Raw genomic sequence first — 23,312 nt, 5'->3', positions numbered from 1 at the left:
AACACCCCCCGGCTCCCACGCAAGGAGAGCAACTCCCCGATGACGACGACCGCCATCACCCACATCTCCGCACTCGTCACCAACGACCCCTCCCTCGGCGACTTGTCCCCCCTCGGACTGATCCGGGACGCGGCCGTCGTCATCGAGGGCGACCGCGTCGTCTGGACCGGTGCGTCCAGCAAAGCACCGGCCACTGACAACGCCGTCGACGCGGGCGGCCGGGCCGTGATCCCCGGCTTCGTCGACTCCCACTCCCATCTGGTCTTCGCGGGCGACCGCACCCAGGAGTTCAACGCCCGGATGTCCGGCCGGGCCTACAGCGCGGGCGGCATCCGCACCACCGTCGCCGCCACCCGCGCCGCCACCGACGAACAGCTCTCCGCCAACGTCGGCCGCTACCTCGCCGAGGCGCTGCGCCAGGGCACCACCACCTTCGAGACCAAGTCCGGCTACGGACTCACCGTCGAGGACGAGGCCCGCGCCCTGCGCATCGCCGCCCGCCACACCGACGAGGTCACCTTCCTCGGCGCCCACATCGTCTCCCCGGACTACGCCGATGACCCGGCCGGCTACGTGGACCTGGTCACCGGGCCGATGCTCGACGCCTGCGCCCCGTACGCCCGCTGGATCGACGTCTTCTGCGAGCGCGGCGCCTTCGACGGGGACCAGGCCCGCGCGATCCTCACCGCGGGCCGCGCCAGGGGCCTGCACCCCCGGGTGCACGCCAACCAGCTCGGCCCCGGCCCCGGCGTCCAGCTCGCCGTGGAGCTCGACGCCGCCTCCGCCGACCACTGCACCCACCTGACCGACGCGGACGTGGACGCGCTGGCGCAGTCGGCCACCGTGGCCACCCTGCTGCCCGGCGCCGAGTTCTCCACCCGGGCCGCCTGGCCGGACGCCCGCCGGCTGCTCGACGCGGGCGCCACCGTCGCGCTCTCCACGGACTGCAACCCGGGCTCCTCGTTCACCTCGTCGCTGCCGTTCTGCATCGCGCTCGCCGTGCGGGACATGGGCATGACCCCGGACGAGGCCCTCTGGTCCGCCACGGCGGGCGGCGCCGCCGCCCTGCGCCGCGACGACATCGGCCGCCTCGCCCCGGGCACCCGCGCCGACCTGGTGGTTCTGGACGCGCCCAGCCACGTCCACCTCGCGTACCGGCCGGGCGTGCCACTGGTCCACGAGGTGTGGCGCGCCGGCGAACGCGTCGTGGCGCCGCGCAGTGCCCCGTACGGCGGCTGACCCGGCCACGTACCCCCCCGACACACGGAAGGACCTGCCCGGCGGGGCAGGTCCTTTCCGGAAGTCCTCGCGCGGCGGCGCGAGGCGCGTCTCACTCGTCCAGCGTCAGGCCCTTGCGCAGCTTGGTCAGGGTGCGCGAGAGCAGGCGCGACACATGCATCTGGGAGATGCCCAGCTCCTCGCCGATCTCCGACTGCGTCATGTTGGCGACGAAGCGGAGCGAGAGGATCTGCCGGTCACGGCCCGGCAGCGAGGCGATGAGCGGCTTCAGGGACTCGACGTACTCGATGCCTTCGAGCCCGTGGTCCTCATAGCCGATCCGGTCGGCCAGCGCGCCCTCGTGCTCGTCCTCCTCGGGCTTGGCGTCGAGCGAGCTCGCGGTGTACGCGTTGCTCGCGGCCATGCCCTCCACGACCTCGTCGCGGGTCAGGCCGAGGCGGTCGGCGAGCTCGCCCACGGTGGGCGCCCGGTCGAGCTGCTGGGCGAGCTCGTCGCCCGCCTTGGCCAGGTCGAGCCGCAGCTCCTGCAGCCGGCGCGGTACGCGCACGGACCAGCTGGTGTCGCGGAAGAAACGCTTGATCTCGCCGACGATGGTCGGCATCGCGAAGGTCGGGAACTCGACGCCCCGGCTGAGCTCGAAGCGGTCGATCGCCTTGATCAGGCCGATCGTGCCGACCTGGACGATGTCCTCCATCGGCTCGCTGCGGGAGCGGAAGCGGGACGCGGCGAACTTGACCAGGGCCAGGTTCAGCTCGACGAGCGTGTTGCGTACGTAGGAGTACTCGGCCGTGCCCTCTTCGAGGGATTCGAGCCGGGCGAAGAGCGTCTTCGACAGCGCCCTGGCGTCCAGCGCCCCCACTTCGGAGTAGGGCGGGATCTCGGGAAGGCCCTCGAGTCCGTCGAGTCCTTCGGTGTGTGATTCGGTCAGTCCCTGAGGACATGCCGACGGCGCGTGGTGGGTACGCGGTACGTCGAGCCGGGGTGACATGGTCTCCTCCATCGTTCTCGGCATATGGCTGCCGATGCCCATACGTGTTCCTGCGGTGAAGCGGCGCCTCCGAAGCCGGTCGTGTTTTTGGGTGTCCCCCTACCCTTACCCGCTCGTCGCGGCTCGGTACAACCTCCAATTGACGCCATATGTCCGGTTTGTTGAGGTCTTCCGCTACCGCGTGGCGCAGGGAACGCGTACTGTTCCAAGAACATCAGTGACAACTGACACGCATCCGTACGTGCGGTGATGCGGACAGTGACGAGCGGTGAAGAGGGACGGGCATGGACCGCGGGACGGTCGGCAGTGCGAACCGGGGTCGGCTTCAGGTCGAGGCCCGGACCGAGGGGCGCAGCGAGGTGGTGACGCCGGTCGGTGAGCTCGATCACCACACGGCCGATCTGCTGCGCGAGCCGCTGGAGAGCGCGGTCGAACAGGGGCGTTCGCGCCTCGTGGTCGACTGCTCGCGACTCGACTTCTGTGATTCCACCGGGCTGAACGTGCTGCTCGGTGCCCGCCTCAAGGCGGAGGCAGCCGGGGGAGGGGTTCATCTGGCCGCAATGCAGCCGGTGGTGGCGCGGGTCTTCGAGATCACGGGGGCCGAGGCGGTATTCACCGTCCACGCCACTCTTGACGAGGCCCTGGAGACCTGACCGGACCGTGTTCCGGTCCCCCGGGCGCCTCGTCGGTCGCGTGAGTTACGCGATCCGCGAAGGTGAAGGGGGTGTCGTCGCGAATCGGCCGGGCAGGAGATCTTCCGGCGAGCCAGGGGCGGCCCGGCCCTCCGTGTCTGTGCGGTTCCTGTATCTGTGTCCGTACGGGTATGCAGTCGTATCTGTTCAATAGTTTGCATCTGTCCAATGGCGACATGGTGAATCGGTGAGGTGAAGCGCTGATGAGCACCACCCGGCAGCATCCGCCGGGCGACCTCGGCCGCGAGCCGGAGGGCGCGGGCGTTTCCTCCGCCGAGCCCGTCCGGCCGCCCGGGGCCGCCGAGCGGCAGTGGCGCACGCTGTCGTTGCGGGAGGCCACCGGCATCGTGCCGACGGCCCGTGATTTCGCCCGCCAGGCGCTCCACGACTGGGGCTGGCTCCCCTCGGCCGGCGCTGACCGCCGGGCCGCCGCGGAGGACGTCCTGCTGGTCGTGTCCGAGCTGGTGACCAACGCGTGCCTGCACGCGGGAGGCCCGGACGAGCTCCGTATCGCGCACAGCCCCAAGGTGCTGCGCGTCGAGGTCACCGACGGCGGCGCGGGCCAGCCCGAGCCGCGTACACCGCACCGGGCCGGGCGGCCCGGCGGGCACGGCATGTTCATCGTGCAGCGGCTCTGCCTGGACTGGGGAGTCGTACGGGTGCCGGGCGAGGCGGGCAAGACCGTGTGGGCGGAGCTGGCCGCTCCGGCGTGACCGGCGCGTACCACGGCGTACGGAAGGGGCCGCCGCACCGATTCCTCGGTGCGGCGGCCCCTTCCGTACGCGGTCTGCCGTGTCAGTGCACGTCGCCCATGTGCTGGGCGACCTTCTTGCGGTACATCCAGATGCCGACACCGGCGATGACGGCGAGGATCACCTCGAAGGCGACGGACCCGGTGTTGTCCAGGTCCACGGCCAGCTGCTTGGAGGTGAGCAGACCCGTCACGGAGTCGCCGGCGGTGACGGCGAGGAACCAGACACCCATCATCTGCGAGCTGTACTTCGCCGGGGCCATCTTCGTCGTGACCGACAGGCCGACCGGCGACAGGCAGAGCTCGGCGACCGTCTGGATGAAGTAGATCGCCACCAGCCACATCGGGCTGACCTTGCCGCCGTTGGCGGCGGTGTCGATCAGCGGGATGAGGAAGACCGCGAAGGAGACGCCGATCAGCACGAGGCTGGAGGCGAACTTGACCGCGGTGCTCGGCTCCTTGCCGCGCTTGTTCAGCCACAGCCACCCCGAGGCGAGCACGGGGGCCAGCGCCATGACGAAGATCGGGTTCAGCGACTGGTACCAGGACGTCGGGAAATCGAAGCCGAACAGGTGGTTCGTCGTCGAGTTCTCACCGAAGATCGACAGGGTCGAGCCGTTCTGGTCGTAGATCATCCAGAAGACGGCGGCGACCACGAAGAACCAGATGTAGCCCGACAGCTTGGACTGCTCGGTGGTCGTCAGCTCCTTGTCGCGCTTCATACGGACCAGGACGGCGACCGGGATGACCAGTCCGGCCAGGGTGATCGGCAGGATGCCCCAGTCGACGAAGTTGCCGGTGGCGCCGAGCAGGCCGTAGAAGACGACCGCGACGATCAGCCAGATCAGACCCTTGCGCAGGGCCGACTGCTTCTCCTGCGCGGTCGCCGGGGTGGCGACGACGTCGCTCTGCGGGCTCAGGTGGCGGGTGCCGAGCAGGAACTGGGCGAGGCCCAGCGCCATGCCGATCGCGGCCAGCGCGAAGCCGAAGTGCCAGTTGACGTTCTCGCCGACGGTGCCGATGGTCAGCGGGGCGAGGAAGGCGCCCACGTTGATGCCGATGTAGAAGAGCGTGAAGCCACCGTCGCGGCGCGGATCCTCCGGGCCCTTGTAGAGGTGGCCGACCATCGTGGAGATGTTGGCCTTCAGCAGGCCGGAGCCGAGCGCGACGAGGGCGAGACCGGCGAAGAAGGTCGCCGAGTTGGGCACCGCGAGCGTGATGTGGCCGAGGATGACGACGGCGCCGCCGATGGCGACGGTCTTGCGCGGCCCCCAGAAGCGGTCGGCCATCCAGCCGCCGGGCATGGCGAGCAGGTACACCATCGCCATGTAGGCGGAGTAGATCGTCGTCGCGGTGGTGGCGTTCATGTGCATGCCGCCGGGCGCGATCAGGTACAGCGGGAGCAGTGCCTTCATGCCGTAGAAGCTGTATCGCTCCCACATCTCGGTCATGAAGAGCGTGGCCAGGCCCCGGGGGTGGCCGAAGAAGGTCTTCTCGCCACCAGCGGTGCTCGACGGGTCCTTCGTCAGGCTGGACGCCATGATCGATCCTTGTGTGCTCGGGACGCGACGCCTCCAAGAAGCGGGTACGCGCCCGGTGGGGGGAGGCCGGCACCGTCACGGGTACGCCCACCGCGACGGGATCCACGCCCGGGGACGCCGTCATCGGCGGTCCGGGCCCGGCCCACAGGTCATTCACTGAAATTCCGGGCCGGCGGGTACCGGCCCCGCACACAAAAGAGACCCTTGGCGCTCAGAGCTGCCCAAAGGTCCTTGAGTAGTGCAATAGGCGTTGAGACACCATACGACACGACAGAGCCGGATATGGAAGGACTTGAGAGATGGATCACAGGTCCAGGTGCAACCACAGTCGCATATTCGAAGGTCCTCGCGGTAACGAGGTGCGAACCCGCAGGGCCGCTGGATCACCTCCCGTCCGGTCCGTCACGCGGACTACCATCAGTGCATGACCCGTGTACTGCTCGCCGAGGACGACGCATCCATCTCGGAGCCGCTGGCCCGCGCCCTGCGGCGGGAGGGTTACGAGGTCGAGGTGCGGGAAGACGGCCCGACCGCGCTCGACGCCGGTCTCCAGGGCGGCATCGACCTGGTCGTGCTCGACCTGGGGCTGCCCGGGATGGACGGCCTCGAAGTCGCCCGCCGGCTCCGTGCCGAGGGTCACACCGTGCCGGTCCTGGTGCTGACCGCCCGCGCCGACGAGGTGGACACGGTCGTCGGGCTGGACGCGGGCGCCGACGACTACGTCACCAAGCCCTTCCGCCTCGCCGAGCTGCTCGCCCGGGTCCGGGCCCTGCTGCGGCGCGGCGCCACCGAGCCCGCCCCCCAGCCGGCCACGCACGGTGTGCGCATCGACGTCGAATCGCACCGGGCCTGGATGGGCGACGAGGAACTGCAGCTCACCGCGAAGGAGTTCGACCTGCTGCGCGTCCTCGTCCGGGACGCGGGCCGGGTCGTCACCCGCGACCAGCTGATGCGCGAGGTCTGGGACACCACGTGGTGGTCGTCGACCAAGACCCTCGACATGCACATCTCCTGGCTCCGCAAGAAGCTCGGCGACGACGCGGCGAACCCGCGCTACATCGCCACGGTCCGGGGCGTCGGCTTCCGCTTCGAGAAGAGCTGAAGGCTGTAGCGTCCCTGCTGTTCGCCCGAGCCGACTGACGTACAGAAGCAGGCATGCGCCGACGACTGATCAACTCCACCCTCGCCGTCGTGCTCGTGGTGATCGCCGTCTTCGGCGTCTCCCTCGTCATCGTCGAGACCCGCACCATCAGCAGCAGCGCCCAGGAGAGCGTCGACTCCGAGGCGCTGCGGCTGATCAGCGTCATCGAGAGCCGGCTCCTGGGAGCCGAGCGGATCAACCCCGCGGTGCTGGCCGAGCAGATCGACGACAAGCGTTACGCCCTGGTCAAGATGCCCGGCCGCGCCCCCATCGAGGTCGGCGAGCGCCCCAGCGGCAGCGTGATCACCGCCACCGAAACGGGTGAGCAGGGCGAGAAGGTCACCGTCGAGGAGTCGCGCTCCGCCGTCACCCGCGAGGTCGGCCGCACGCTGATGATCATCGGAGCGGTGGCGCTGCTGGCCATCGTCTCCGCGGTCCTGCTCGCCGTACGCCAGGCCAACAAGCTCGCCTCGCCGCTCACCGATCTCGCCGAGACCGCCGAACGCCTGGGCTCCGGCGACCCCCGCCCGCGCCACAAGCGGTACGGGGTGCCCGAGCTGGACCGTGTCGCCGACGTCCTCGACGCCTCCGCCGAGCGGATCGCCCGGATGCTCACCGCGGAACGGCGGCTCGCCGCCGACGCCTCCCACCAGCTGCGTACGCCGCTCACCGCCCTCTCCATGCGGATCGAGGAGATCTCGCTGACCGACGACCCGGAGACCGTGAAGGAGGAGGCGCACATCGCCCTCGCCCAGGTCGAACGGCTCACGGACGTGGTGGAGCGGCTGCTGACCAACGCCCGCGACCCCCGGACGGGCTCGGCGGTCGTCTTCGACCTGGACGAGGTCGTCAAGCAGCAGATCGAGGAGTGGCGCCCGGCCTACCGGGGCGAGGGCCGCGCCATCGTCTGCTCCGGCAAGCAGGGCCTGAGCGCCGTCGGCACCCCGGGCGCGGTCGCCCAGGTCCTGGCCGCGCTGATCGAGAACTCGCTCATGCACGGCGGCGGTACGGTCGCGCTGCGCACGAGGGTCACCGGCAACCAGGCGGTGATCGAGGTGACGGACGAGGGCCCCGGTGTCCCCGCCGACCTGGGCGCGCGGATCTTCGAGCGGACCATCAGCGGCCGCAACTCCACGGGCATCGGCCTCGCGGTCGCCCGCGACCTCGCCGAAGCGGACGGCGGCCGCCTGGAACTCCTCCAGCAGCAGCCCCCGGTCTTCGCCCTCTTCCTGAGCCGCATGTCCCAGCCCCGAGAGGAACCGGAACGCCCGGTGCGGTGAGCCGACGAATCAAGCCCGTCCGACGAACCGCACCCGCGCGTCGCATCGACGCCGCAGCACAATCAAGCCCGTCCGGCGATTGAGGACAAAGCGCCCGCCCGGACGCCCCGGGCCTACCGTCGCGCCGGGTCCGCCTCAACCCGCACCGCGGGCGCCGGCACCGTCACGAGGGCCTCTTTGTCGGCAACGCCCTCCGAAGGCGCGGGAAGCGCCTTGAACACCCACGACCGGTACGACCAGAACCGGAACAGCGTCGCGATCCCGATCCCCACGATCTTGAACACATTGCTCTGCACCGGAGTGTCCCAGCCGAACCCGTACGTCGCCACGTACAGCACGCCGGTCTCGATCACCGCGCCCACCGCGCTGAACAGCAGGAACAGCGTCAGCTCACGCGTGCGGCCGGTCTTGTCGCGGTCGCGGTACGTCCAGTAGCGGAAGCCCACGTAGTTGCAGAGGATGGCGACGAACGTGGCCAGCAGCCCCGCCCGCACGGTCGGGATGTCCGTGTAGCGCCACAGCAGGTTGGAGACGGCGATGTTGACGACCAGGCCGACCGCGCCGACCACGCCGAACTTGGCGATCTCCCGGGCCAGCAGCTCCAGCCGGACCCGCAGTGCGCCTCGTTCGCTCATGTGATCGCTCAGCCCGTCCGTAAGTTCGACTTTGTGTTCCGTCAACCCGGCCATGCTAACCAGGACGCCCGCCGGACGCCTGTGGGTACGGGTGCGCGTGTGGCGAGTCCGTAACAGTGCCCCGGGGGGCCTCCCGGCCCCGACCGGGGCCGCCCGCGGGCGGTGCGGATACCCTGGGAGCGTGACGTTCCCGGTAGTCGGCATGGTCGGTGGCGGTCAGCTCGCCCGTATGACCCACGAGGCGGGCATCCCCCTCGGCATCAAGTTCAAGCTCCTCAGCGACACCGCTCAGGACTCCGCGGCCCAGGTGGTGGGCGAGGTCGTCGTCGGCGACTATCGCGACCTGGAGACGCTGCGGGCCTTCGCGCGCGGCTGTGACGTGATCACCTTCGATCACGAGCACGTGCCCACCGAGCATCTGCGGGCCCTGGAGGCGGACGGCATCCCCGTACGCCCCGGCCCCGACGCTCTGGTGCACGCCCAGGACAAGGGGGTGATGCGCGCGAAGCTCACCGAGATCGGCGCGCCCTGCCCCCGCCACCGCATCGTGAAGGACCCGGCCGACGCCGCGGCCTTCGCCGAGGAGGCGGGCGGCTTCCCGGTCATCCTCAAGACCGTGCGCGGCGGCTACGACGGCAAGGGCGTCTGGGTGGTCCGCTCCGAGGCGGACGCGGCCGAGCCGTTCCGGGCCGGTGTCCCGGTCCTCGCCGAGGAGAAGGTCGACTTCGTACGCGAGCTGGCGGCCAACATCGTCCGCTCGCCGCACGGCCAGGCCGTGGCCTACCCGGTCGTCGAGTCGATCCAGGTCGACGGCGTCTGCGACACGGTCATCGCCCCGGCCCCCGACCTCGACGAGGCGCTGGCCGGCGAGGCCCAGCAGCTCGCGCTGCGCATCGCGTCCGAGCTGGGCGTGGTCGGCCACCTCGCGGTGGAGCTGTTCGAGACCCGCGACGGCCGCATCCTGGTCAACGAGCTGGCCATGCGCCCGCACAACTCCGGGCACTGGACCCAGGACGGCGCGATCACCTCGCAGTTCGCCAACCACGTCCGGGCGGTCCTCGACCTCCCGCTCGGCGACCCGCGCCCCCGCGCCCCGTGGACGGTCATGTGCAACGTCCTGGGCGGCGACTACCCGGACATGTACCAGGGCTACCTGCACTGCATGGCGCGCGACCCGCATCTCAAGATCCACATGTACGGCAAGGACGTGAAGCCCGGCCGCAAGGTCGGACACGTCAACACCTACGGCGACGACCTGGCGGACGTGCGCGAGCGCGCCCGGCACGCGGCCGACTACCTGCGAGGAACGATCACCGAATGACCTCTCCCGCCTCCACCGCACCGGTCGTCGGCATCGTCATGGGCTCGGACTCCGACTGGCCCGTCATGGAAGCGGCGGCCAAGGCCCTCGACGAGTTCGAGATCCCGTACGAGGTCGACGTCGTCTCCGCCCACCGCATGCCCCGCGAGATGATCGCGTACGGCGAGAACGCGGCCGGCCGGGGCCTCAAGGCGATCATCGCGGGCGCGGGCGGCGCCGCCCACCTGCCCGGCATGCTCGCCTCGGTCACCCCGCTGCCCGTCATCGGCGTACCGGTCCCGCTGAAGTACCTGGACGGCATGGACAGCCTGATGTCCATCGTCCAGATGCCCGCCGGCATCCCGGTCGCCACCGTCTCCATCGCGGGCGCGCGCAACGCCGGCCTGCTGGCCGTCCGCATCCTGGCCGCGGCCGACCCCGATCTCCAGGGCCGGATGACCGAGTTCCTGGGCGACCTCAACGACCAGGCCACCGAGAAGGGCAAGCGGCTGCGCCAGAAGGCGGCGGGCGCGGAGTCCTTCGGCTTCGGGAAGTAGGCACCATGACGGACCGACTGGACCGGGCCCGGGAACTCCTCGCGGAGTACCCCGTCGTCGACGGCCACAACGACCTGCCGTGGGCGCTGCGCGAGCAGGTCAACTACGACCTGGCCGCGCGGGACATCGCCACCGACCAGTCGGCCCATCTGCACACCGATATCCCCCGGCTCCGCGCCGGGGGCGTCGGCGCCCAGTTCTGGTCGGTCTACGTACGCTCCGACCTCGCGGGCGACGCCGCCGTCAGCGCAACCCTGGAACAGATCGACGCCGTCGCCGAACTGCTCGACCGCTACCCGGCGGACCTGCGGCGCGCCCTGACCGCCGACGACATGGAGGCGGCCCGCGCCGAGGGCCGGATCGCCTCCCTGATGGGCGCCGAGGGCGGCCACTCCATCGACAACTCGCTGGGCACCCTGCGCGGCCTGTACGCGCTCGGCGTCCGCTACATGACGCTCACCCACAACGACAACATCGCCTGGGCGGACTCCGCGACCGACGAGCCCGGTGTCGGCGGCCTCTCGCCGTTCGGCCACGAGGTCGTCCGCGAGATGAACCGCACCGGCATGCTGGTGGACCTCTCGCACGTCGCGGCGACGACCATGCGCGACGCGCTCGCCACCTCCACGGCGCCGGTGATGTTCTCGCACTCGTCCTCGCGGGCCGTCTGCGACCACCCGCGCAACATCCCCGACGACGTCCTGGCCCTGCTCCCGGCCAACGGCGGCATCGCCATGGCCACCTTCGTACCGAAGTTCGTCCTGCCGGAGGCCGTCGCCTGGACGCAGGCCGCCGACGAGAACCTGCGCGCGCACGGGCTGCACCACCTGGACACCACCGAGCGCGCGATGAAGCTGCACGCCGCGTTCGAGGCGGCGAACCCGCGCCCGGCCGCGACCGTGGGCACCATCGCCGACCACCTCGACCACATGCGCGAGGTCGCGGGCGTCGACCACATCGGCATCGGCGGCGACTACGACGGCACGGCCTTCCTGCCCCAGGGCCTGGAGAGCGTCGCCGGCTACCCGAACCTGATCGCGGAACTGCTGCGCCGCAACTGGTCCGCCGCCGACCTCGCCAAGCTCACCTGGCGCAACGCCGTACGGGTGCTGCGCGACGCCGAGGACGTGGCGCGGGACCTGCGGGCGCGGCGCGGCCCGTCGCACGCCACGATCGAACAGCTGGACGCCCCGGCGGCCTGAGCCACCGGGGCGTCCACGCGCTCCTCTTCCTACTCACAGGCGCAGAGACAGAACGGGTGCCCCGCCGGGTCGGCGTACACCCGGAAGCTCCGCTCGCGGTCGTCCGCCTCCAGCACCGTCGCGCCCAGCGCCAGCACCTCGCGCTCCGCCGCGTCGAGATCGCTCACGGTCAGGTCCAGGTGGAACTGCTGCGAGGCGTCGGCGCGCGGCCATTTCGGCGGTACGAAGCCGGGGGCGGCCTGGAAGGCGAGCGGCGCGCCGGCGCTTCCCGTGAGCTCCACCCAGTCCTCCCGCTGCTCGACCTCGCCGCCGATCAGCGCGGCGTAGAAGTTCGCCAGGGCTGCGGGGTCGGGGCAGTCCAGGACGACGGCACCCACTGCGGCCAGAGCCATGTTGCTTCCTCCTCGGGCAGACTACGGACAGGTGGTTACCGCTTGAATCATTTAACCGGTAACCGTGACTGCATGCTGCCGCATAGGGGGTAACGTCGCAACCATGAATGAGAGGGATTCCGCGCCCGGCGGACTCGCGCTCGTCGAAGCGCTGGTCAACAGCCTGAACGTCGAGACCGGCGCGGACAGCCTCGACACGGCGGAGGGGCGCGCCGCGTTCGCTCTCGCGGAATCGGACGTGCCGACGGCCCGCGCCCTGCGCGAGGCCCTGCGCGCGGCCTGCCTGGCCCACGCGGGCCACTGCTCGGACGACGACCCGTTGTGCGTACTGGACCGGCTGCTCGCCGAGGCGCCGCTGCGGGTCACCGTGGACGCGGCGGGCGGGGCGGCGCTGTGCCCGGTGGAGGAGCCGCCGGGGCTCACGGCGCGGATCGCGGCCGCCATCGCCGCCGCGGTGGCCGACGGGACCTGGGCCCGGCTCAAGGCGTGCGAAGCGGCGGACTGCCGCTGGGCCTACTACGACCGCAGCCCGGCGGGGCGCCGCCGCTGGTGCTCGATGTCGGTGTGCGGCGCCCGCGCCAAGATGCGTACGTACCGCGCGAGGCGCGGCTGAGAAGGGCCGGGGGTCAGGCGGCCGGGCGGCCCATCGCCCGGTAGGTCCAGCCGGCCTCCCGCCACACGGCGGGGTCGAGCGCGTTGCGCCCGTCGAGGATGATCCGGCTGCCCGCGACCGCGCCCAGCGCCTCCGGGTCCAGCTCGCGGAACTCGCGCCACTCCGTCAGGTGCAGCACGACGTCCGCGCCGCGCACCGCGTCGAGCGCGCTCTCGGCGTATCCGAGAGTCGGGAAGAGGCGGCGGGCGTTCTCCATGCCCTTCGGGTCGAAGACGGTGACCTGGCCGCCCTGGAGGTGGATCTGGCCGGCCACGTTGAGCGCCGGCGAGTCGCGTACGTCGTCCGAGTCCGGCTTGAACGTGGCGCCCAGCACGGCGACCCGCTTGCCGAGGAAGGAACTGCCGCCCACGGCCTCCCGGGCCAGCTCCACCATGTGGCCCCGGCGGCGCATGTTGATCGAGTCGACCTCGCGCAGGAAGGTCAGCGCCTGGTCGACGCCCAGCTCACCGGCGCGGGCCATGAACGCGCGGATGTCCTTGGGCAGGCAGCCGCCGCCGAAGCCGATGCCGGCCCGCAGGAACTTCCTGCCGATGCGCTCGTCGTGCCCGATCGCCTCGGCGAGCTTGGCGACGTCCCCGCCGGCGGCCTCGCAGATCTCGGCCATGGCGTTGATGAACGAGATCTTGGTGGCCAGGAACGAGTTGGCGGCGGTCTTCACCAGCTCGGCGGTCGGGTAGTCCGTCACGACGAACGGGGAGCCCTCCGCGACCGGGACGGCGTACACCTCGCGCAGCAGCTTCTCCGCCCGCTCGCCGGCCACGCCGACGACGATGCGGTCCGGGTGCAGCGTGTCGTCGACCGCGAAGCCCTCGCGCAGGAACTCCGGGTTCCAGGCCAGCTCCGCATCGGCGCCCACGGGGGCCAGCTCCGCGAGGCGGGCGGCGAGGCGGGCGGCCGAGCCGACGGGCACGGTGGACTTGCCGACGACCAGGGCGGGGCGGGTGAGCAGCGGTGCCAGCGAGTCGAAGGCGCTCTCGACGTAGGACATGTCACAGGCGTACTCGCCGTGCTTCTGCGGCGTATTGGTGCACACGAAGTGCACATCACCGAACTCCGCCACCTCCTCCCAGGAGGTGGTGAACCGCAGCCGCCCGGTGGACCCCTCGATGCCCGCGACGTGCCGCTGAAGCATCTCCTCCAGGCCGGGCTCGTACATCGGGACCTTGCCGGCCGACAGCATCTCGATCTTCTCCGGCACGACATCGAGGCCCAGCACCTCGAAGCCGAGCTCCGCCATGGCCGCGGCGTGCGTGGCGCCCAGATAGCCGGTGCCGATCACGGTGATCCTGAGGGCCATGAAGTGCTCCTGTGAGATGCGGACAGTCGTGCGGTGAATGAGCATAGTCCCGCCTGGGAAACCTCCGATTTCCGGCTGTCGCGCAGCTCACGGCCCGAGCGCGTATGCCGGGGGCGGGTCGAACGCCTAAAATTGGGTTACTTAACGGTAGTTAGCACCCTGGGGAGTGAGCGTCTTGGCGGGTTCGACCGATTTCGACCTGTACCGTCCGGCCGAGGAGCACGAGATGCTCCGTGAGACGGTGCGTGCGCTCGCCGAGGCGAAGATCGCCCCGTTCGCGGCCGCGGTCGACGAGGAGGCCCGCTTCCCGCAGGAGGCGCTGGACGCCCTCACCGCCGCCGATCTGCACGCGGTCCACGTACCGGAGGAGTACGGCGGCGCCGGCGCCGACGCGCTCGCCACGGTCATCGTGATCGAGGAGGTGGCCCGCGCCTGCGTCTCCTCCTCCCTCATCCCGGCCGTGAACAAGCTCGGCTCGCTCCCGGTCGTCCTGTCCGGCTCCGAGGCCCTGAAGAAGAAGTACCTGGGCCCGCTCGCCAAGGGCGACGGCATGTTCTCGTACTGCCTCTCCGAGCCGGACGCGGGCTCCGACGCCGCCGGCATGAAGACCCGCGCCGTGCGCGACGGCGACTTCTGGGTCCTCAACGGCGTGAAGCGCTGGATCACCAACGCGGGCGTCTCCGAGTACTACACGGTCATGGCCGTCACCGACCCGGAGAAGCGCTCCAAGGGCATCTCGGCCTTCGTCGTCGAGAAGTCCGACGAGGGTGTCTCCTTCGGTGCCCCCGAGAAGAAGCTCGGCATCAAGGGCTCCCCGACCCGCGAGGTCTACTTCGACAACGTCCGCATCCCCGCCGACCGCATGATCGGCGAGGAGGGCACCGGCTTCGCCACGGCGATGAAGACCCTGGACCACACCCGCATCACCATCGCGGCCCAGGCCCTCGGCGTCGCCCAGGGCGCGCTGGACTACGCCAAGGGCTACGTCCAGGAGCGCAAGCAGTTCGGCAAGCCGATCGCGGACTTCCAGGGCGTCCAGTTCATGCTCGCCGACATGGCCATGAAGCTGGAGGCCGCCCGCCAGCTCACGTACTCGGCCGCCGCCAAGTCCGAGCGCGTCGACGCCGACCTCACGTTCTTCGGCGCCGCCGCCAAGTGCTTCGCCTCCGACGTCGCCATGGAGGTCACCACGGACGCGGTCCAGCTCCTCGGCGGCTACGGCTACACCCGTGACTACCCGGTGGAGCGCATGATGCGCGACGCCAAGATCACCCAGATCTACGAGGGCACGAACCAGGTCCAGCGCATCGTGATGGCGCGGAACCTGCCGTAACGGGACGTCTTCCGTATGCCCGCACAGCCCCCGGCCGTGATGTCGGGGGCTGTCGCATGCGCGCGGTGATCAACTCCGCGTGAAGCCGTTGCTAGGCTGCGGGCGTTGGCCAGTGCATCACAGTGGGGGAGCGGGCCGATGGACGTGACGAATGTCTTCGAGCCGCTTCAGGCGACCGACCCGGCCGAGGTGGCCGGCTACCGGCTCGCCGCCCGGCTCGGCGCGGGGGGCATGGGCCGGGTCTACCTCTCGCACACCGAGGACGGCCGGGCCGTGGCGATCAAGGTCGTACGGCCGGAGCTGGCGGACGACCCGGACTTCAGGGGGCGGTTCGGCCGGGAGGTCCGGGCGGCCCGGCGGGTGCGCGGCACCTACACGGCCGAGCTGATCGACGCCGACGCCGAGGCCGCGACGCCCTGGCTGGCCACGCTGTACGTACCCGGGCCCTCGCTCACCCAGGCCGTGACCCGGAGCGGCCCGCTGCCCGTCTCCGCGCTGTTGTGGCTGATGGTGGGGATGGCCGAGGCGCTCCAGGCCATCCACGCCGAGGGCATCGTCCACCGGGACCTGAAGCCGTCCAACGTGCTGCTGGCCTCCGACGGGCCGCGCGTGATCGACTTCGGCATCGCGCTGGCCGCCGACGCAACCTCGTACACCACGACGGGGCACCCGATCGGCACCCCCGCGTACATGGCCCCCGAGCAGGCGTCCGGGGAAGGGGCCACGGCGGCGAGCGATGTCTTCGCCCTGGCCCAGACGGCGGCCTTCGCGGCGCTGGGCAAGCCGCTCTACGGGGACGGGCCGGGCGTCTATGTGCTGTACCGGATCATCCACTCCGAGCCCGACCTGACCCTGCTGCCCGAGCCCTTGCGTCCGCTCTTCGCCCGCTGCCTGGCCGCCGACCCTGCCCAGAGGCCCGCCCCGGCGGAGATCGTGGAGTGGTGCCGGCAGCGGCTGGGCGCGGAGGCCGAAGCGGACGGGGCGCCCGCCGTGTGGCGCGAGATCGGTGGCTCGGAGGCCGAGGTCCCGGCCCCGGTGCCCGAGTCCACTCCGGTGCGGACGAACCCATGGGCCGGACCTCCGCCCGTACCGGTTGTGCGCGGGGCGCGCAGGAGGCGCGTCGCGCTGGTGTCGGGCGTCGGCGTGGTGAGCGCGCTGCTGGTCCTCGGCCTGGCCTGGCAGGCGATGGGGCCGATGGGTGGGGGAGAGCACCGGGCCACCGCCGACGCGTCGATGTCGGCCGCCCCGTCCGGCGGGGCTCAGAAGGCCACGCCGGAGTCGGGGGGCTTCTCAGCGGCGGGCAAGGTCGCCGAAGAGCGGACCGCGCCGAGCACGTCGCCCTCGCCCCGGGAGCCGCAGGCCGAGCCGTACCCCCTGGTCACGGTGGACGCGAAGCACTCGCTGAATCTTGCGGATCCGCGTAAGAAGCTGGACGGCCGCACGGGCGACATCCGCTTCGGCTGCGAGTCGGTCGGTTGCGAACTGAAGAGCGACACAAGCGTGTTCATGCCCATGTACGACAAGCCGGGCACCACGCTCGACGAATGCCGGCTGTTCCTCCCGCACAGCAAGATCCACAACCTTCCGCTGGCGGCCTCGGCGAACGGAAGCGAGATCTGCATGATGAACTCCTCGGGGGACATCGCGCTGTTCGTGATCGCGACGAAGTCGACCGCGATGCCCGAGCTCGCCTTCCTCATGGGTGACCTGACGGTCTGGCGCGACGCGGTCTAGCGGCTACGCCTCGCCCTTGCGCCGCACCATCTCCCCGATCCACACCGGCGCGTACGGCGACGTGCACCCCCGGGGCGTCGGGTAGTCCTTGAGCACGCCCAGCCGCTCGCCGATGTCCAGCGCGCGGGCGCGGTGTCCGGGGTGCTCGATGCCGATCTGCGCGAGGCAGGTGTTCATCGCCCACTGGAGGCGGTCGGGGGCGTCCCGCATCTCCGCCTCGATGACATCGAGCAGCCCGTCGAGGTCCAGCCCGTCGGGCCGCTTCGCGACCCGGTCGGCGGTCAGCGCCCACCCGGCACTCGCGACGACGGGATCGCTGTCCGCGCTCCAGGCCACCCGCAGCTCCTCGGCGTACGGGCTCTTCTTCACCACGTAGTTCACGAGCCAGTCGTGCGCCTTGACCGCCCGTGCCTCGCGCAGCATGCGGTCCAGCTCCTCCCGCGTGTACTCCTTCGGCCGGCACACGAGCAACGCCACCAGCCGCGCGGCGGTGTCGTCCGTCGCCCACAGCCCGACAGCCAGCTCCTGCCGCTTCCCCAGCCGCTTGGCGAGGGCGCGCAGCTTGGTGAGGTTGACCCCATGATCGTCCCCGTGCCGCGCGTTGACGGCGCGCGCCTTGGGGTCGTCGAGCGCGGCCAGCTCGGCCATGACGTCGGCGACGGTTGCTTCGGACACGGGGTGCCGCCTTTCGTGCGGGTTGTTCCTGCCAGCGGTACTACATCGGTTCCACGAAGCCGGCCCGCCACTCCGGGAGCGGGTCCGCTCCCACGCTCGTCCAGTACTCCGTGCCACGGACGACCTGCCCGTCGCGGACGGTCCAGAACGACGCGGCGCGGAAGAGGCCCAGATCTTCGTGCGGCACCTCGACCTCGGAGGCGACCTCATTGCCCTCGGCCACCACCTTGAGCACGCGGATCGACCAGCCCTCCGGATACTCGCGGTTCACCGCGACGAAGTTGTCCCGGCCGATGATCCGTTCGCGGCTGACCGGCCACTCGACGACGGCATCCTGCGCTACCAGCTCGGCGACACCTGCCCAGTCCCGCTCCTGGATCCGGGCCCACAACGTCTTGATCACCTTTGACGGTTCCATCTCCGGAGCCTCCCACGGAGGTCCGACAATGGCACGATGGCCGGCACCGGCCATCGCTCCCGCGCGACGTGCGCGCGGCGGCTGAGGGGAGTCCGATGGGGGAGGACACGACGCGGCTCGCCCGCCTCTTCGACGCGCTGGGGGCCGAGGACGCCGAGGGGTGGGCCGAGTCCGAGGCCGAGGAGGGGCTGCCGCAGCTCGCCCGGTTCCGCTTGCTGCGCGCGGTGTGGCAGGACATCGACGCCTGGAGCACCACCGCGCCCGACTGGGTCGCCGCCTACCGCAGAGACGGGGCGGCGGGTGGCGCGGTCGAGCGGGCCGTGCGGCTAGGGCTGACCGCCGAGGAGTTGGGGGAGATCGCCCGCGAGGTCGCCCGGGAGACTGCCTTCGCGCTGCTCCAGGGGCTCGACGACCCGGACCGGAGCGACGAGCCGGGCGAGGTGGCGGGGCGGCTGCCCGGGTGGTCACTCGGAGAACTGTCCGCCCGCGGCGACCCCACCGGGCGCGTACTCGGCGCCCTGCACGAGGACTTGAACGAAGCGGAACCGCAGACACCTACCAGCCGTACCGGAGGAGACACCGTATGACCGCGTTCGATGTGATGGAGCGGCGGATGTGGGACGGGCAGGCCGAGAGCTATGCCCGCACCGCCGCCCGGTTCTGCGCCAGCACCGTGCCCGCCGTGCTGGACGCCGCCGGCGTCGGGGCGGGTACGCGCCTGCTCGACGTGGGGTGCGGCACCGGCAACGTGACCGCCGCCGCCCTCGCGCGGGGCGCCGCCGTCCGGGCCGTGGACGCCGAGCCCGGCATGGTCGCGGCCACCCGGCGGGCCGCGCCCGGGGCCGAGGTGCGCACCGGGACGCTGCCCCAGCTGCCGTTCCCCGACGCGGAGTTCGACGCGGTCGTGGGCAACTTCGTGCTCAACCACGTCGGCCGCCCGCTGGAGGCGCTCGTCGAGATGCACCGGGTCACTCGTCCCGGCGGCCGGATCGCCGTCACCGTCTGGGAGGTGCCCGGCACCCCGGGCCAGGCGCTGGTCTGGCGCGCCGCCCAGGCCGCCGGGCTCACCCGGCCCGACTGGCTGGCCACGGTCGACGAGGAACGCAACTTCGCGCGCACTCCGGACGGCCTCGCCACGCTGCTCACGACCGCCGGGCTCACACACGTACAGGGCGACACACACGCCTGGGACTACCGGACGGACCCTGAAGAGTGGTGGGCGGGCCCTGCGGCGGGGCTCGGTGCGGTCGGCAGTCTGATCACCAGCGCCGGGCCGGAGGGCGTGGCGGCGGCCAAGCGGGAGTACGACGTGCTGTGCCGCGAATTCCTCGCCGACGACGGGCTGCTGACCCTGCCGCTTGCGGCGGTGCTGGCTCAGGGCAGGGTGTAGAACGTGCCCGGCTGCCAGGGCGGCGGGTCCGCGACGACGCTCTCCAGGCGGGCGCCCGCGAGCAGGCAGTCCAGGGACCAGCGGTTCGCCGAGTGGGCGATCAGGAGGATCCGGCCCCCGTCCCACTCGGCCGCCAGGTCCCGCAGGAACGCCGCCGTCGCCTCGGCCACGTCCCGGTAGCTCTGGCCGCCGCCGGGCCACGGGCGGTCGATGTGGCGCGTGCGCAGCGGATGCAGGACGGCGGTCGGGGCGCCGTTCAGCTCCCCGTAGTCGCATTCACGCAGCCGCGCGTCCTGGCGGTGGACGGGAGTCGCGGCACCCGCGAACGCGATGCGGGCCGTCTCCACGGCACGCGCCAGGTCCGAGGTGTAGACGGCGTCGAGCCCTGTGCCGCGCCGCCGGTCGCCGAGCTCGGCGGCCTGGCGGCGTCCGGTCGGCGAGAGCCGCCCCGGCAGCCAACCGGTGGCGATGCCCGCCTCGTTGTCGGTGGTTGTGGCGTGCGACTCGTACACGATCCTTACGGGCATGGCGGCTCCGGGACGACGCCGGGAGAACGGGCCGGGACCTCAGTTCTCGGTGACCGTGACCTTCTCGTCGTTCTTCAGCTGCTCGACCAGTTGCTTCACCTTCGCCTTGTCCCAGGCGAGGTTGGAGCCCACGTTGCCGGCGATCGGGATGTTCATCGACGTGCCGTCGCCGCCGGTGACACCCTTCATCGCGAAGAACATCTTGCCGAGCGACCACAGCGACATGTCCTTGTCGACGATCAGCGTGTCCAGGCCGGCGCCCATCGTCGGGTACAGCTTGAACGGGTTGATGATCGTCGAGAAGGTCGCCGTCTGGCTCGCCAGTGCCGCGAGGAACTTCTGCTGGTTCTTCGTACGGTCCAGGTCGGAGGTGAACGCGTGGCGGGTGCGGACGAAGGCCAGGGCCTCCTGGCCGTTCAGGGTCTGCTTGCCGGCCTGGAAGTCGGCGCCCGAGTACTTGTCCTTGAACGCCTTCGGGATGTCCAGCTCCACCCCGCCGATCGCGTCCACGATCTTGGCGAAGCCGCCGAAGCCGATCTCGACGTAGTGGTCGATGCGCAGGCCGGTGTTGAACTCGACGGTACGGACGAGGAGTTCCGGTCCGTCCGTGGCGTACGTGGCGTTCAGCTTGGTGGTCTTGCCCGTCCCCGGGTACTTCTTGCCGGACTCGGAGCCGACGAACGACGGGATCTCGACGTTGGAGTCACGCGGCAGCGAGACCAGCGTCGGGCCGTTGTCGCCGGTGTGCAGGATCATCATCGAGTCGGTCCGCTTGCCGTCGGCCGAACCCGTGTGGAGCCGCTTCTTGTCCTCGGACGTCATGCCCTCGCGGCTGTCGGACCCGACGATCAGGTAGTTCGTCCCCTTGCCCGCCTCCGGCCGCTCGATGACCTTCGACAGGTCGACGGCGCGGTTCAGCTTGGAGTCGGCCCAGAAGTACGTGCCCACGGAGACGCCGAGCAGCGCGACGACCAGGACCAGCGCGCCGATCTTGATCCGGCGGCGCCAGTTCGGCGCGGGGCGGCCCTGGACGTAGCCCCGGTCGTTGCCGTCGCCGGGGCCGCCGCCCTGGCCCGCGCCGCGGCCGCCGTTCCCGCCGCCGTACACCTGGCCCGTGTTGTAACCGCTGTCGTACTGCGGGTAACCGTCGTCGTAGCCCGCCGGCTGCTGCGGTACCGGGCGCTGCCTGGGCGGCGCGGGGCGCTGCTGCGGCGGGGCCGGGCGGCGCTGGACATGTGGCATCGAGCGGGCGCTCTCGGGCCGCTCGCTCGCGCTGCCCTGCCCGTAGCGGTTACCGCTGCGGTTGTCGTCGGTCCAGCCGTCGGGCCAATCGTTCATACGGACCAGTGTGCAGGCCGGGGCCGTCCCTCTTACAGGGTGTGTGGAGAATCGGACCAGGGCTGTTGCGAAGCTGATGCATTGCGACGCGTTCGGAGCCCACGCATAAGGTGGACGGTATGACAGATCAGGCTCCGCGCCCGGAGAGCGACATTCCGGCCAAGCCCACCGCGGCCTCCCGGACCACCCTCAGCCACATCATGACCGGCAGCGACACCAATCTGCTGGGGACCGTGCACGGCGGCGTGATCATGAAGCTGGTCGACGACGCGGCGGGCGCCGTGGCCGGCCGGCACTCCGGCGGCCCCGCGGTCACCGCCTCGATGGACGAGATGGTCTTCCTGGAGCCGGTCCGCGTCGGCGACCTCGTGCACGTGCGTGCCCAGGTCAACTGGACCGGCCGCTCCTCCATGGAGGTCGGCGTCCGCGTCATGGCCGAGCGCTGGAACGAGTCGACGCCCGCGACCCAGGTCGGCAGCGCCTATCTGGTGTTCGCGGCGGTCGACGCGGACGGCCGCCCCCGCCCCGTACCGCAGGTGATCCCGGAGACGGAGCGCGACAAGCGGCGCTACCAGGAGGCCCAGATCCGCCGTACCCACCGGCTGGCCCGGCGCCGCGCGATCAGGGAACTGCGCGAGAAGCGGCTGGCCGACGGCATCGAGGACTGAGGGCGCGAGGCCGACCGAGGGGCGCGAGGCCCGCCCCTGACCGGTTCCGTCCTCAAGCGCCGGACGGGCTGGTTTGCCCGGCCGCCTCAAGCGCCGGACGAGCCGGGGTTGCCCGCCGGCCTCACGGGCACACCACCTGGTCCCCCTTCACCGCCCCGAACCTTCCCGGCTCCGGCTCCTCCGCGTGGACCCGCTCGACCGTGCGGTAGTCCTCGCCCGCGGTCACCCGCATCGTCGCCCCCTGCCCCGGCACCGCCCGCAGCTCCGCCCCCGGCAGCGCCGCCGCCAGCGACTTCGCGGACCTGTCCCAGCGCGGGTCGTACGTCACCAGGGTGTGCTGGAGGTCGTGCTGCGGTGCGGTGAGCGGGGCGCGGGTCGTGTCGAAGCCGGTGGCGTGCAGCGCGGCGTCGACCTTGGTGCCGAGGCCATCCTTCGCGGTGCCGTTGTAGACCTGGACGCGGATCTGCTTCGGCGGGACGTCCACCTTCTTCGCGGGGTCCTTCTCGGCGGGCCGGGCGGTGGTCAGGGGTTTGTCCTCGCGCAGGGCGGTGAACAGCTGCTTCGACTTGACCGGGTCCCACTTGACCGTGGAGCCGATGCCCTTCACCTGGAAGGCGACATCGCCCATCGGCACCGAGGCGAACTCCGACGAGGAGGGGGAGAAGCCCCGCATCGCCTGGCCCAGGGAGAGCATCTGCTCCGTGTCGAAGCCCCGGTCGGCCCGTACCGACTTCAGCATCGTCGACGCGACCTCGCGGAACTTCACCGGGTTGAGGAGGACCCCGCTGCTCGTCGCCTGCTTGATCAGCGAGGCCATGAACCTCTGCTGGCGCTGCATCCGGCCCAGGTCGGCGGCCCCGTCGATGTGCCGGGAGCGTACGTACTGGAGCGCCTGCCCGCCGTTCAGCGTGTGGGGGCCCGCGGCCAGGTCGAGCCCGGTGTAGGAGTCCTTCAGCGGGCGCGCGGTGCAGATCTTCACCCCGCCGAGGGTGTCGACCGTGGTCATGAAGCTGGTGAAGTCGACCTCCAGATAGTGGTCGATCTTGACGCCCGTCATGTGCTCGACCGTCCGGACGGTGAGGCCCGGCCCGCCCTCCGCGTACGCCGCGTTCAGCTTCACCGGATGCGCCGCGTGCTCCTGGCCGGTCGTACGGTCCCGGTGCGCCGGGATCTCCGCGTAGCTGTCGCGCGGCAGGCTGACGACGCTGGCGCGCTGTTCGTCGGCCGACAGATGCACGAGCATGATCGTGTCCGTGCAGTGGCAGGGCTGACCGCCCAGCCGGTACTTCCGCTTCTCGTCCTTGGTGATCCTGTCGCGGCCGTCCGTGCCGACCAGCAGCAGGTTCATGCCGCGTCCGCCGGCGGGCCGGTTCTTCATGTCCTTGAACGGATCGATGCGGTCGATCCCGCTCTCCAGATTCGTCACGACCGCGTGGCCGATCCCGCCGGCCCCGAGCACCAGGACCGAGAGCCCGGTCGCCACCCGCATGCCCCAGCGCGGCCGCTCGTCCTGCTTTCTCGGCCGGCCGCGCCGTGAGGGC

At 71.2% G+C, this 23,312-nt stretch carries 24 protein-coding genes; 14 read left to right on the top strand and 10 right to left on the bottom strand.

Annotated elements, in window-relative coordinates:
• Positions 1-39 precede the first annotated feature (39 nt).
• Positions 40-1,239 carry an imidazolonepropionase gene (hutI, locus tag EAO73_RS30115; protein WP_147974691.1) on the top strand — a complete coding sequence of 400 codons (1,200 nt, stop codon included), beginning with the start codon at positions 40-42 and terminating at the stop codon, positions 1,237-1,239.
• A 91-nt stretch (positions 1,240-1,330) separates the two neighbouring features.
• Here hutI and EAO73_RS30110 read toward each other — a convergent pair whose 3' ends face one another.
• Entirely contained in the window at positions 1,331-2,227 is an 897-nt protein-coding gene (locus tag EAO73_RS30110; RefSeq protein WP_147975382.1) for an RNA polymerase sigma factor SigF, read from the bottom strand.
• A 284-nt stretch (positions 2,228-2,511) separates the two neighbouring features.
• On the opposite strand from EAO73_RS30110, the gene EAO73_RS30105 reads away from it, so the two are divergent.
• Together EAO73_RS30105 and EAO73_RS30100 are read left to right on the top strand one after the other, a co-directional pair.
• Positions 2,512-2,880, top strand: a complete 369-nt coding sequence (locus tag EAO73_RS30105; RefSeq protein WP_147974690.1) for an STAS domain-containing protein — start codon at positions 2,512-2,514, stop codon at positions 2,878-2,880.
• A gap of 242 nt (positions 2,881-3,122) precedes the next feature.
• Positions 3,123-3,632, top strand: coding sequence for an ATP-binding protein (locus EAO73_RS30100; protein WP_147974689.1), 510 nt, complete (start codon positions 3,123-3,125; stop codon positions 3,630-3,632).
• An 82-nt stretch (positions 3,633-3,714) separates the two neighbouring features.
• Here the strand turns inward: EAO73_RS30100 and EAO73_RS30095 are convergent, their stop codons facing one another.
• Positions 3,715-5,211, bottom strand: a complete 1,497-nt coding sequence (locus tag EAO73_RS30095; protein WP_147974688.1) for a peptide MFS transporter — start codon at positions 5,209-5,211, stop codon at positions 3,715-3,717.
• Positions 5,212-5,635: 424 nt separating this feature from the next.
• Here EAO73_RS30095 and EAO73_RS30090 point away from each other — a divergent pair, with 424 nt between their 5' ends.
• Positions 5,636-6,313, top strand: coding sequence for a response regulator transcription factor (locus EAO73_RS30090; RefSeq protein ID WP_018524728.1), 678 nt, complete (start codon positions 5,636-5,638; stop codon positions 6,311-6,313).
• 53 nt (positions 6,314-6,366) lie between these two features.
• Complete coding sequence (locus EAO73_RS30085; protein ID WP_147974687.1) at positions 6,367-7,632, top strand: ATP-binding protein; 1,266 nt, start codon at positions 6,367-6,369, stop codon at positions 7,630-7,632.
• Positions 7,633-7,745: 113 nt separating this feature from the next.
• On the opposite strand, the gene EAO73_RS30080 is transcribed toward EAO73_RS30085, so the two are convergent.
• Positions 7,746-8,267 carry a GtrA family protein gene (locus EAO73_RS30080; protein WP_147975381.1) on the bottom strand — a complete coding sequence of 174 codons (522 nt, stop codon included), beginning with the start codon at positions 8,265-8,267 and terminating at the stop codon, positions 7,746-7,748.
• A gap of 181 nt (positions 8,268-8,448) precedes the next feature.
• Here EAO73_RS30080 and EAO73_RS30075 point away from each other — a divergent pair, with 181 nt between their 5' ends.
• Genes EAO73_RS30075 through EAO73_RS30065 form a run of 3 tightly spaced genes read left to right on the top strand, consistent with a single transcriptional unit; the run spans position 8,449 to position 11,326 of the window.
• On the top strand, positions 8,449-9,588 hold the full coding sequence (locus EAO73_RS30075; RefSeq protein WP_147974686.1) for a 5-(carboxyamino)imidazole ribonucleotide synthase: 1,140 nt from the start codon (positions 8,449-8,451) through the stop codon (positions 9,586-9,588).
• A complete protein-coding gene (gene purE / locus EAO73_RS30070) occupies positions 9,585-10,124 on the top strand; it encodes a 5-(carboxyamino)imidazole ribonucleotide mutase (RefSeq protein WP_147974685.1) in 540 nt (179 codons plus the stop codon). Before EAO73_RS30075 ends, purE begins: the two co-directional genes overlap by 4 nt.
• A gap of 5 nt (positions 10,125-10,129) precedes the next feature.
• Complete coding sequence (locus EAO73_RS30065; protein WP_147974684.1) at positions 10,130-11,326, top strand: dipeptidase; 1,197 nt, start codon at positions 10,130-10,132, stop codon at positions 11,324-11,326.
• 29 nt (positions 11,327-11,355) lie between these two features.
• On the opposite strand, the gene EAO73_RS30060 is transcribed toward EAO73_RS30065, so the two are convergent.
• Complete coding sequence (locus tag EAO73_RS30060) at positions 11,356-11,718, bottom strand: VOC family protein (protein WP_147974683.1); 363 nt, start codon at positions 11,716-11,718, stop codon at positions 11,356-11,358.
• 103 nt (positions 11,719-11,821) lie between these two features.
• On the opposite strand from EAO73_RS30060, the gene EAO73_RS30055 reads away from it, so the two are divergent.
• A complete protein-coding gene (locus EAO73_RS30055; RefSeq protein ID WP_147974682.1) occupies positions 11,822-12,331 on the top strand; it encodes a CGNR zinc finger domain-containing protein in 510 nt (169 codons plus the stop codon).
• 13 nt (positions 12,332-12,344) lie between these two features.
• On the opposite strand, the gene EAO73_RS30050 is transcribed toward EAO73_RS30055, so the two are convergent.
• Entirely contained in the window at positions 12,345-13,688 is a 1,344-nt protein-coding gene (locus EAO73_RS30050; RefSeq protein ID WP_147974681.1) for a UDP-glucose dehydrogenase family protein, read from the bottom strand.
• Between the two features lie 175 nt (positions 13,689-13,863).
• On the opposite strand from EAO73_RS30050, the gene EAO73_RS30045 reads away from it, so the two are divergent.
• Together EAO73_RS30045 and EAO73_RS30040 are read left to right on the top strand one after the other, a co-directional pair.
• Complete coding sequence (locus EAO73_RS30045; protein WP_018524719.1) at positions 13,864-15,021, top strand: acyl-CoA dehydrogenase family protein; 1,158 nt, start codon at positions 13,864-13,866, stop codon at positions 15,019-15,021.
• A 138-nt stretch (positions 15,022-15,159) separates the two neighbouring features.
• Positions 15,160-16,755 (top strand): serine/threonine-protein kinase, encoded by a 1,596-nt coding sequence (locus tag EAO73_RS30040; protein WP_147974680.1) that lies wholly within the window; start codon positions 15,160-15,162, stop codon positions 16,753-16,755.
• Between the two features lie 3 nt (positions 16,756-16,758).
• On the opposite strand, the gene EAO73_RS30035 is transcribed toward EAO73_RS30040, so the two are convergent.
• Positions 16,759-17,430 carry a DNA alkylation repair protein gene (locus EAO73_RS30035; RefSeq protein WP_147974679.1) on the bottom strand — a complete coding sequence of 224 codons (672 nt, stop codon included), beginning with the start codon at positions 17,428-17,430 and terminating at the stop codon, positions 16,759-16,761.
• A 40-nt stretch (positions 17,431-17,470) separates the two neighbouring features.
• The gene (locus tag EAO73_RS30030; protein WP_147974678.1) at positions 17,471-17,848 is read right to left on the bottom strand and encodes a nuclear transport factor 2 family protein; all 378 of its coding nucleotides are present in this window, start codon (positions 17,846-17,848) and stop codon (positions 17,471-17,473) included.
• 95 nt (positions 17,849-17,943) lie between these two features.
• On the opposite strand from EAO73_RS30030, the gene EAO73_RS30025 reads away from it, so the two are divergent.
• Together EAO73_RS30025 and EAO73_RS30020 are read left to right on the top strand one after the other, a co-directional pair.
• Complete coding sequence (locus EAO73_RS30025; protein ID WP_147974677.1) at positions 17,944-18,435, top strand: hypothetical protein; 492 nt, start codon at positions 17,944-17,946, stop codon at positions 18,433-18,435.
• The gene (locus tag EAO73_RS30020) at positions 18,432-19,238 is read left to right on the top strand and encodes a class I SAM-dependent methyltransferase (protein WP_147974676.1); all 807 of its coding nucleotides are present in this window, start codon (positions 18,432-18,434) and stop codon (positions 19,236-19,238) included. Before EAO73_RS30025 ends, EAO73_RS30020 begins: the two co-directional genes overlap by 4 nt.
• Here EAO73_RS30020 and EAO73_RS30015 read toward each other — a convergent pair.
• Both EAO73_RS30015 and EAO73_RS30010 read right to left on the bottom strand, forming a co-directional pair.
• On the bottom strand, positions 19,223-19,765 hold the full coding sequence (locus EAO73_RS30015; RefSeq protein WP_147974675.1) for a histidine phosphatase family protein: 543 nt from the start codon (positions 19,763-19,765) through the stop codon (positions 19,223-19,225). The genes EAO73_RS30020 and EAO73_RS30015 overlap by 16 nt on opposite strands.
• 39 nt (positions 19,766-19,804) lie before the next feature.
• Positions 19,805-21,103 carry an LCP family protein gene (locus EAO73_RS30010; RefSeq protein ID WP_147974674.1) on the bottom strand — a complete coding sequence of 433 codons (1,299 nt, stop codon included), beginning with the start codon at positions 21,101-21,103 and terminating at the stop codon, positions 19,805-19,807.
• A gap of 119 nt (positions 21,104-21,222) precedes the next feature.
• Here EAO73_RS30010 and EAO73_RS30005 point away from each other — a divergent pair, with 119 nt between their 5' ends.
• The gene (locus EAO73_RS30005) at positions 21,223-21,771 is read left to right on the top strand and encodes an acyl-CoA thioesterase (protein WP_147974673.1); all 549 of its coding nucleotides are present in this window, start codon (positions 21,223-21,225) and stop codon (positions 21,769-21,771) included.
• 121 nt (positions 21,772-21,892) lie between these two features.
• Here EAO73_RS30005 and EAO73_RS30000 read toward each other — a convergent pair whose 3' ends face one another.
• Positions 21,893-23,260 (bottom strand): LCP family protein, encoded by a 1,368-nt coding sequence (locus EAO73_RS30000; RefSeq protein WP_147975380.1) that lies wholly within the window; start codon positions 23,258-23,260, stop codon positions 21,893-21,895.
• Positions 23,261-23,312: the final 52 nt, after the last annotated feature.

Origin of the sequence: Streptomyces sp. col6, from assembly GCF_008042035.1 — a bacterium.
In the GTDB taxonomy this organism is placed as follows: Bacteria; Actinomycetota; Actinomycetes; order Streptomycetales; family Streptomycetaceae; genus Streptomyces.
Note: the sequence above shows the minus strand (reverse complement) of the source record. Positions and strands in the feature narration are given on the sequence as shown.

Coding starts and splice junctions, on each gene's coding strand:
- EAO73_RS30080 (WP_147975381.1), bottom strand. CDS start 8,267: ATGAGCGAACGAGGCGCACTGCGGGTCCGGCTGGAGCTGCTGGCCCGG.
- EAO73_RS30000 (WP_147975380.1), bottom strand. CDS start 23,260: ATGCGGGTGGCGACCGGGCTCTCGGTCCTGGTGCTCGGGGCCGGCGGG.
- EAO73_RS30110 (WP_147975382.1), bottom strand. CDS start 2,227: ATGTCACCCCGGCTCGACGTACCGCGTACCCACCACGCGCCGTCGGCA.
- EAO73_RS30025 (WP_147974677.1), top strand. CDS start 17,944: ATGGGGGAGGACACGACGCGGCTCGCCCGCCTCTTCGACGCGCTGGGG.
- EAO73_RS30030 (WP_147974678.1), bottom strand. CDS start 17,848: ATGGAACCGTCAAAGGTGATCAAGACGTTGTGGGCCCGGATCCAGGAG.
- EAO73_RS30090 (WP_018524728.1), top strand. CDS start 5,636: ATGACCCGTGTACTGCTCGCCGAGGACGACGCATCCATCTCGGAGCCG.
- hutI (WP_147974691.1), top strand. CDS start 40: ATGACGACGACCGCCATCACCCACATCTCCGCACTCGTCACCAACGAC.
- EAO73_RS30085 (WP_147974687.1), top strand. CDS start 6,367: ATGCGCCGACGACTGATCAACTCCACCCTCGCCGTCGTGCTCGTGGTG.
- EAO73_RS30055 (WP_147974682.1), top strand. CDS start 11,822: ATGAATGAGAGGGATTCCGCGCCCGGCGGACTCGCGCTCGTCGAAGCG.
- EAO73_RS30100 (WP_147974689.1), top strand. CDS start 3,123: ATGAGCACCACCCGGCAGCATCCGCCGGGCGACCTCGGCCGCGAGCCG.
- EAO73_RS30010 (WP_147974674.1), bottom strand. CDS start 21,103: ATGAACGATTGGCCCGACGGCTGGACCGACGACAACCGCAGCGGTAAC.
- EAO73_RS30095 (WP_147974688.1), bottom strand. CDS start 5,211: ATGGCGTCCAGCCTGACGAAGGACCCGTCGAGCACCGCTGGTGGCGAG.
- EAO73_RS30050 (WP_147974681.1), bottom strand. CDS start 13,688: ATGGCCCTCAGGATCACCGTGATCGGCACCGGCTATCTGGGCGCCACG.
- EAO73_RS30015 (WP_147974675.1), bottom strand. CDS start 19,765: ATGCCCGTAAGGATCGTGTACGAGTCGCACGCCACAACCACCGACAAC.
- purE (WP_147974685.1), top strand. CDS start 9,585: ATGACCTCTCCCGCCTCCACCGCACCGGTCGTCGGCATCGTCATGGGC.
- EAO73_RS30105 (WP_147974690.1), top strand. CDS start 2,512: ATGGACCGCGGGACGGTCGGCAGTGCGAACCGGGGTCGGCTTCAGGTC.
- EAO73_RS30065 (WP_147974684.1), top strand. CDS start 10,130: ATGACGGACCGACTGGACCGGGCCCGGGAACTCCTCGCGGAGTACCCC.
- EAO73_RS30060 (WP_147974683.1), bottom strand. CDS start 11,718: ATGGCTCTGGCCGCAGTGGGTGCCGTCGTCCTGGACTGCCCCGACCCC.
- EAO73_RS30005 (WP_147974673.1), top strand. CDS start 21,223: ATGACAGATCAGGCTCCGCGCCCGGAGAGCGACATTCCGGCCAAGCCC.
- EAO73_RS30020 (WP_147974676.1), top strand. CDS start 18,432: ATGACCGCGTTCGATGTGATGGAGCGGCGGATGTGGGACGGGCAGGCC.
- EAO73_RS30040 (WP_147974680.1), top strand. CDS start 15,160: ATGGACGTGACGAATGTCTTCGAGCCGCTTCAGGCGACCGACCCGGCC.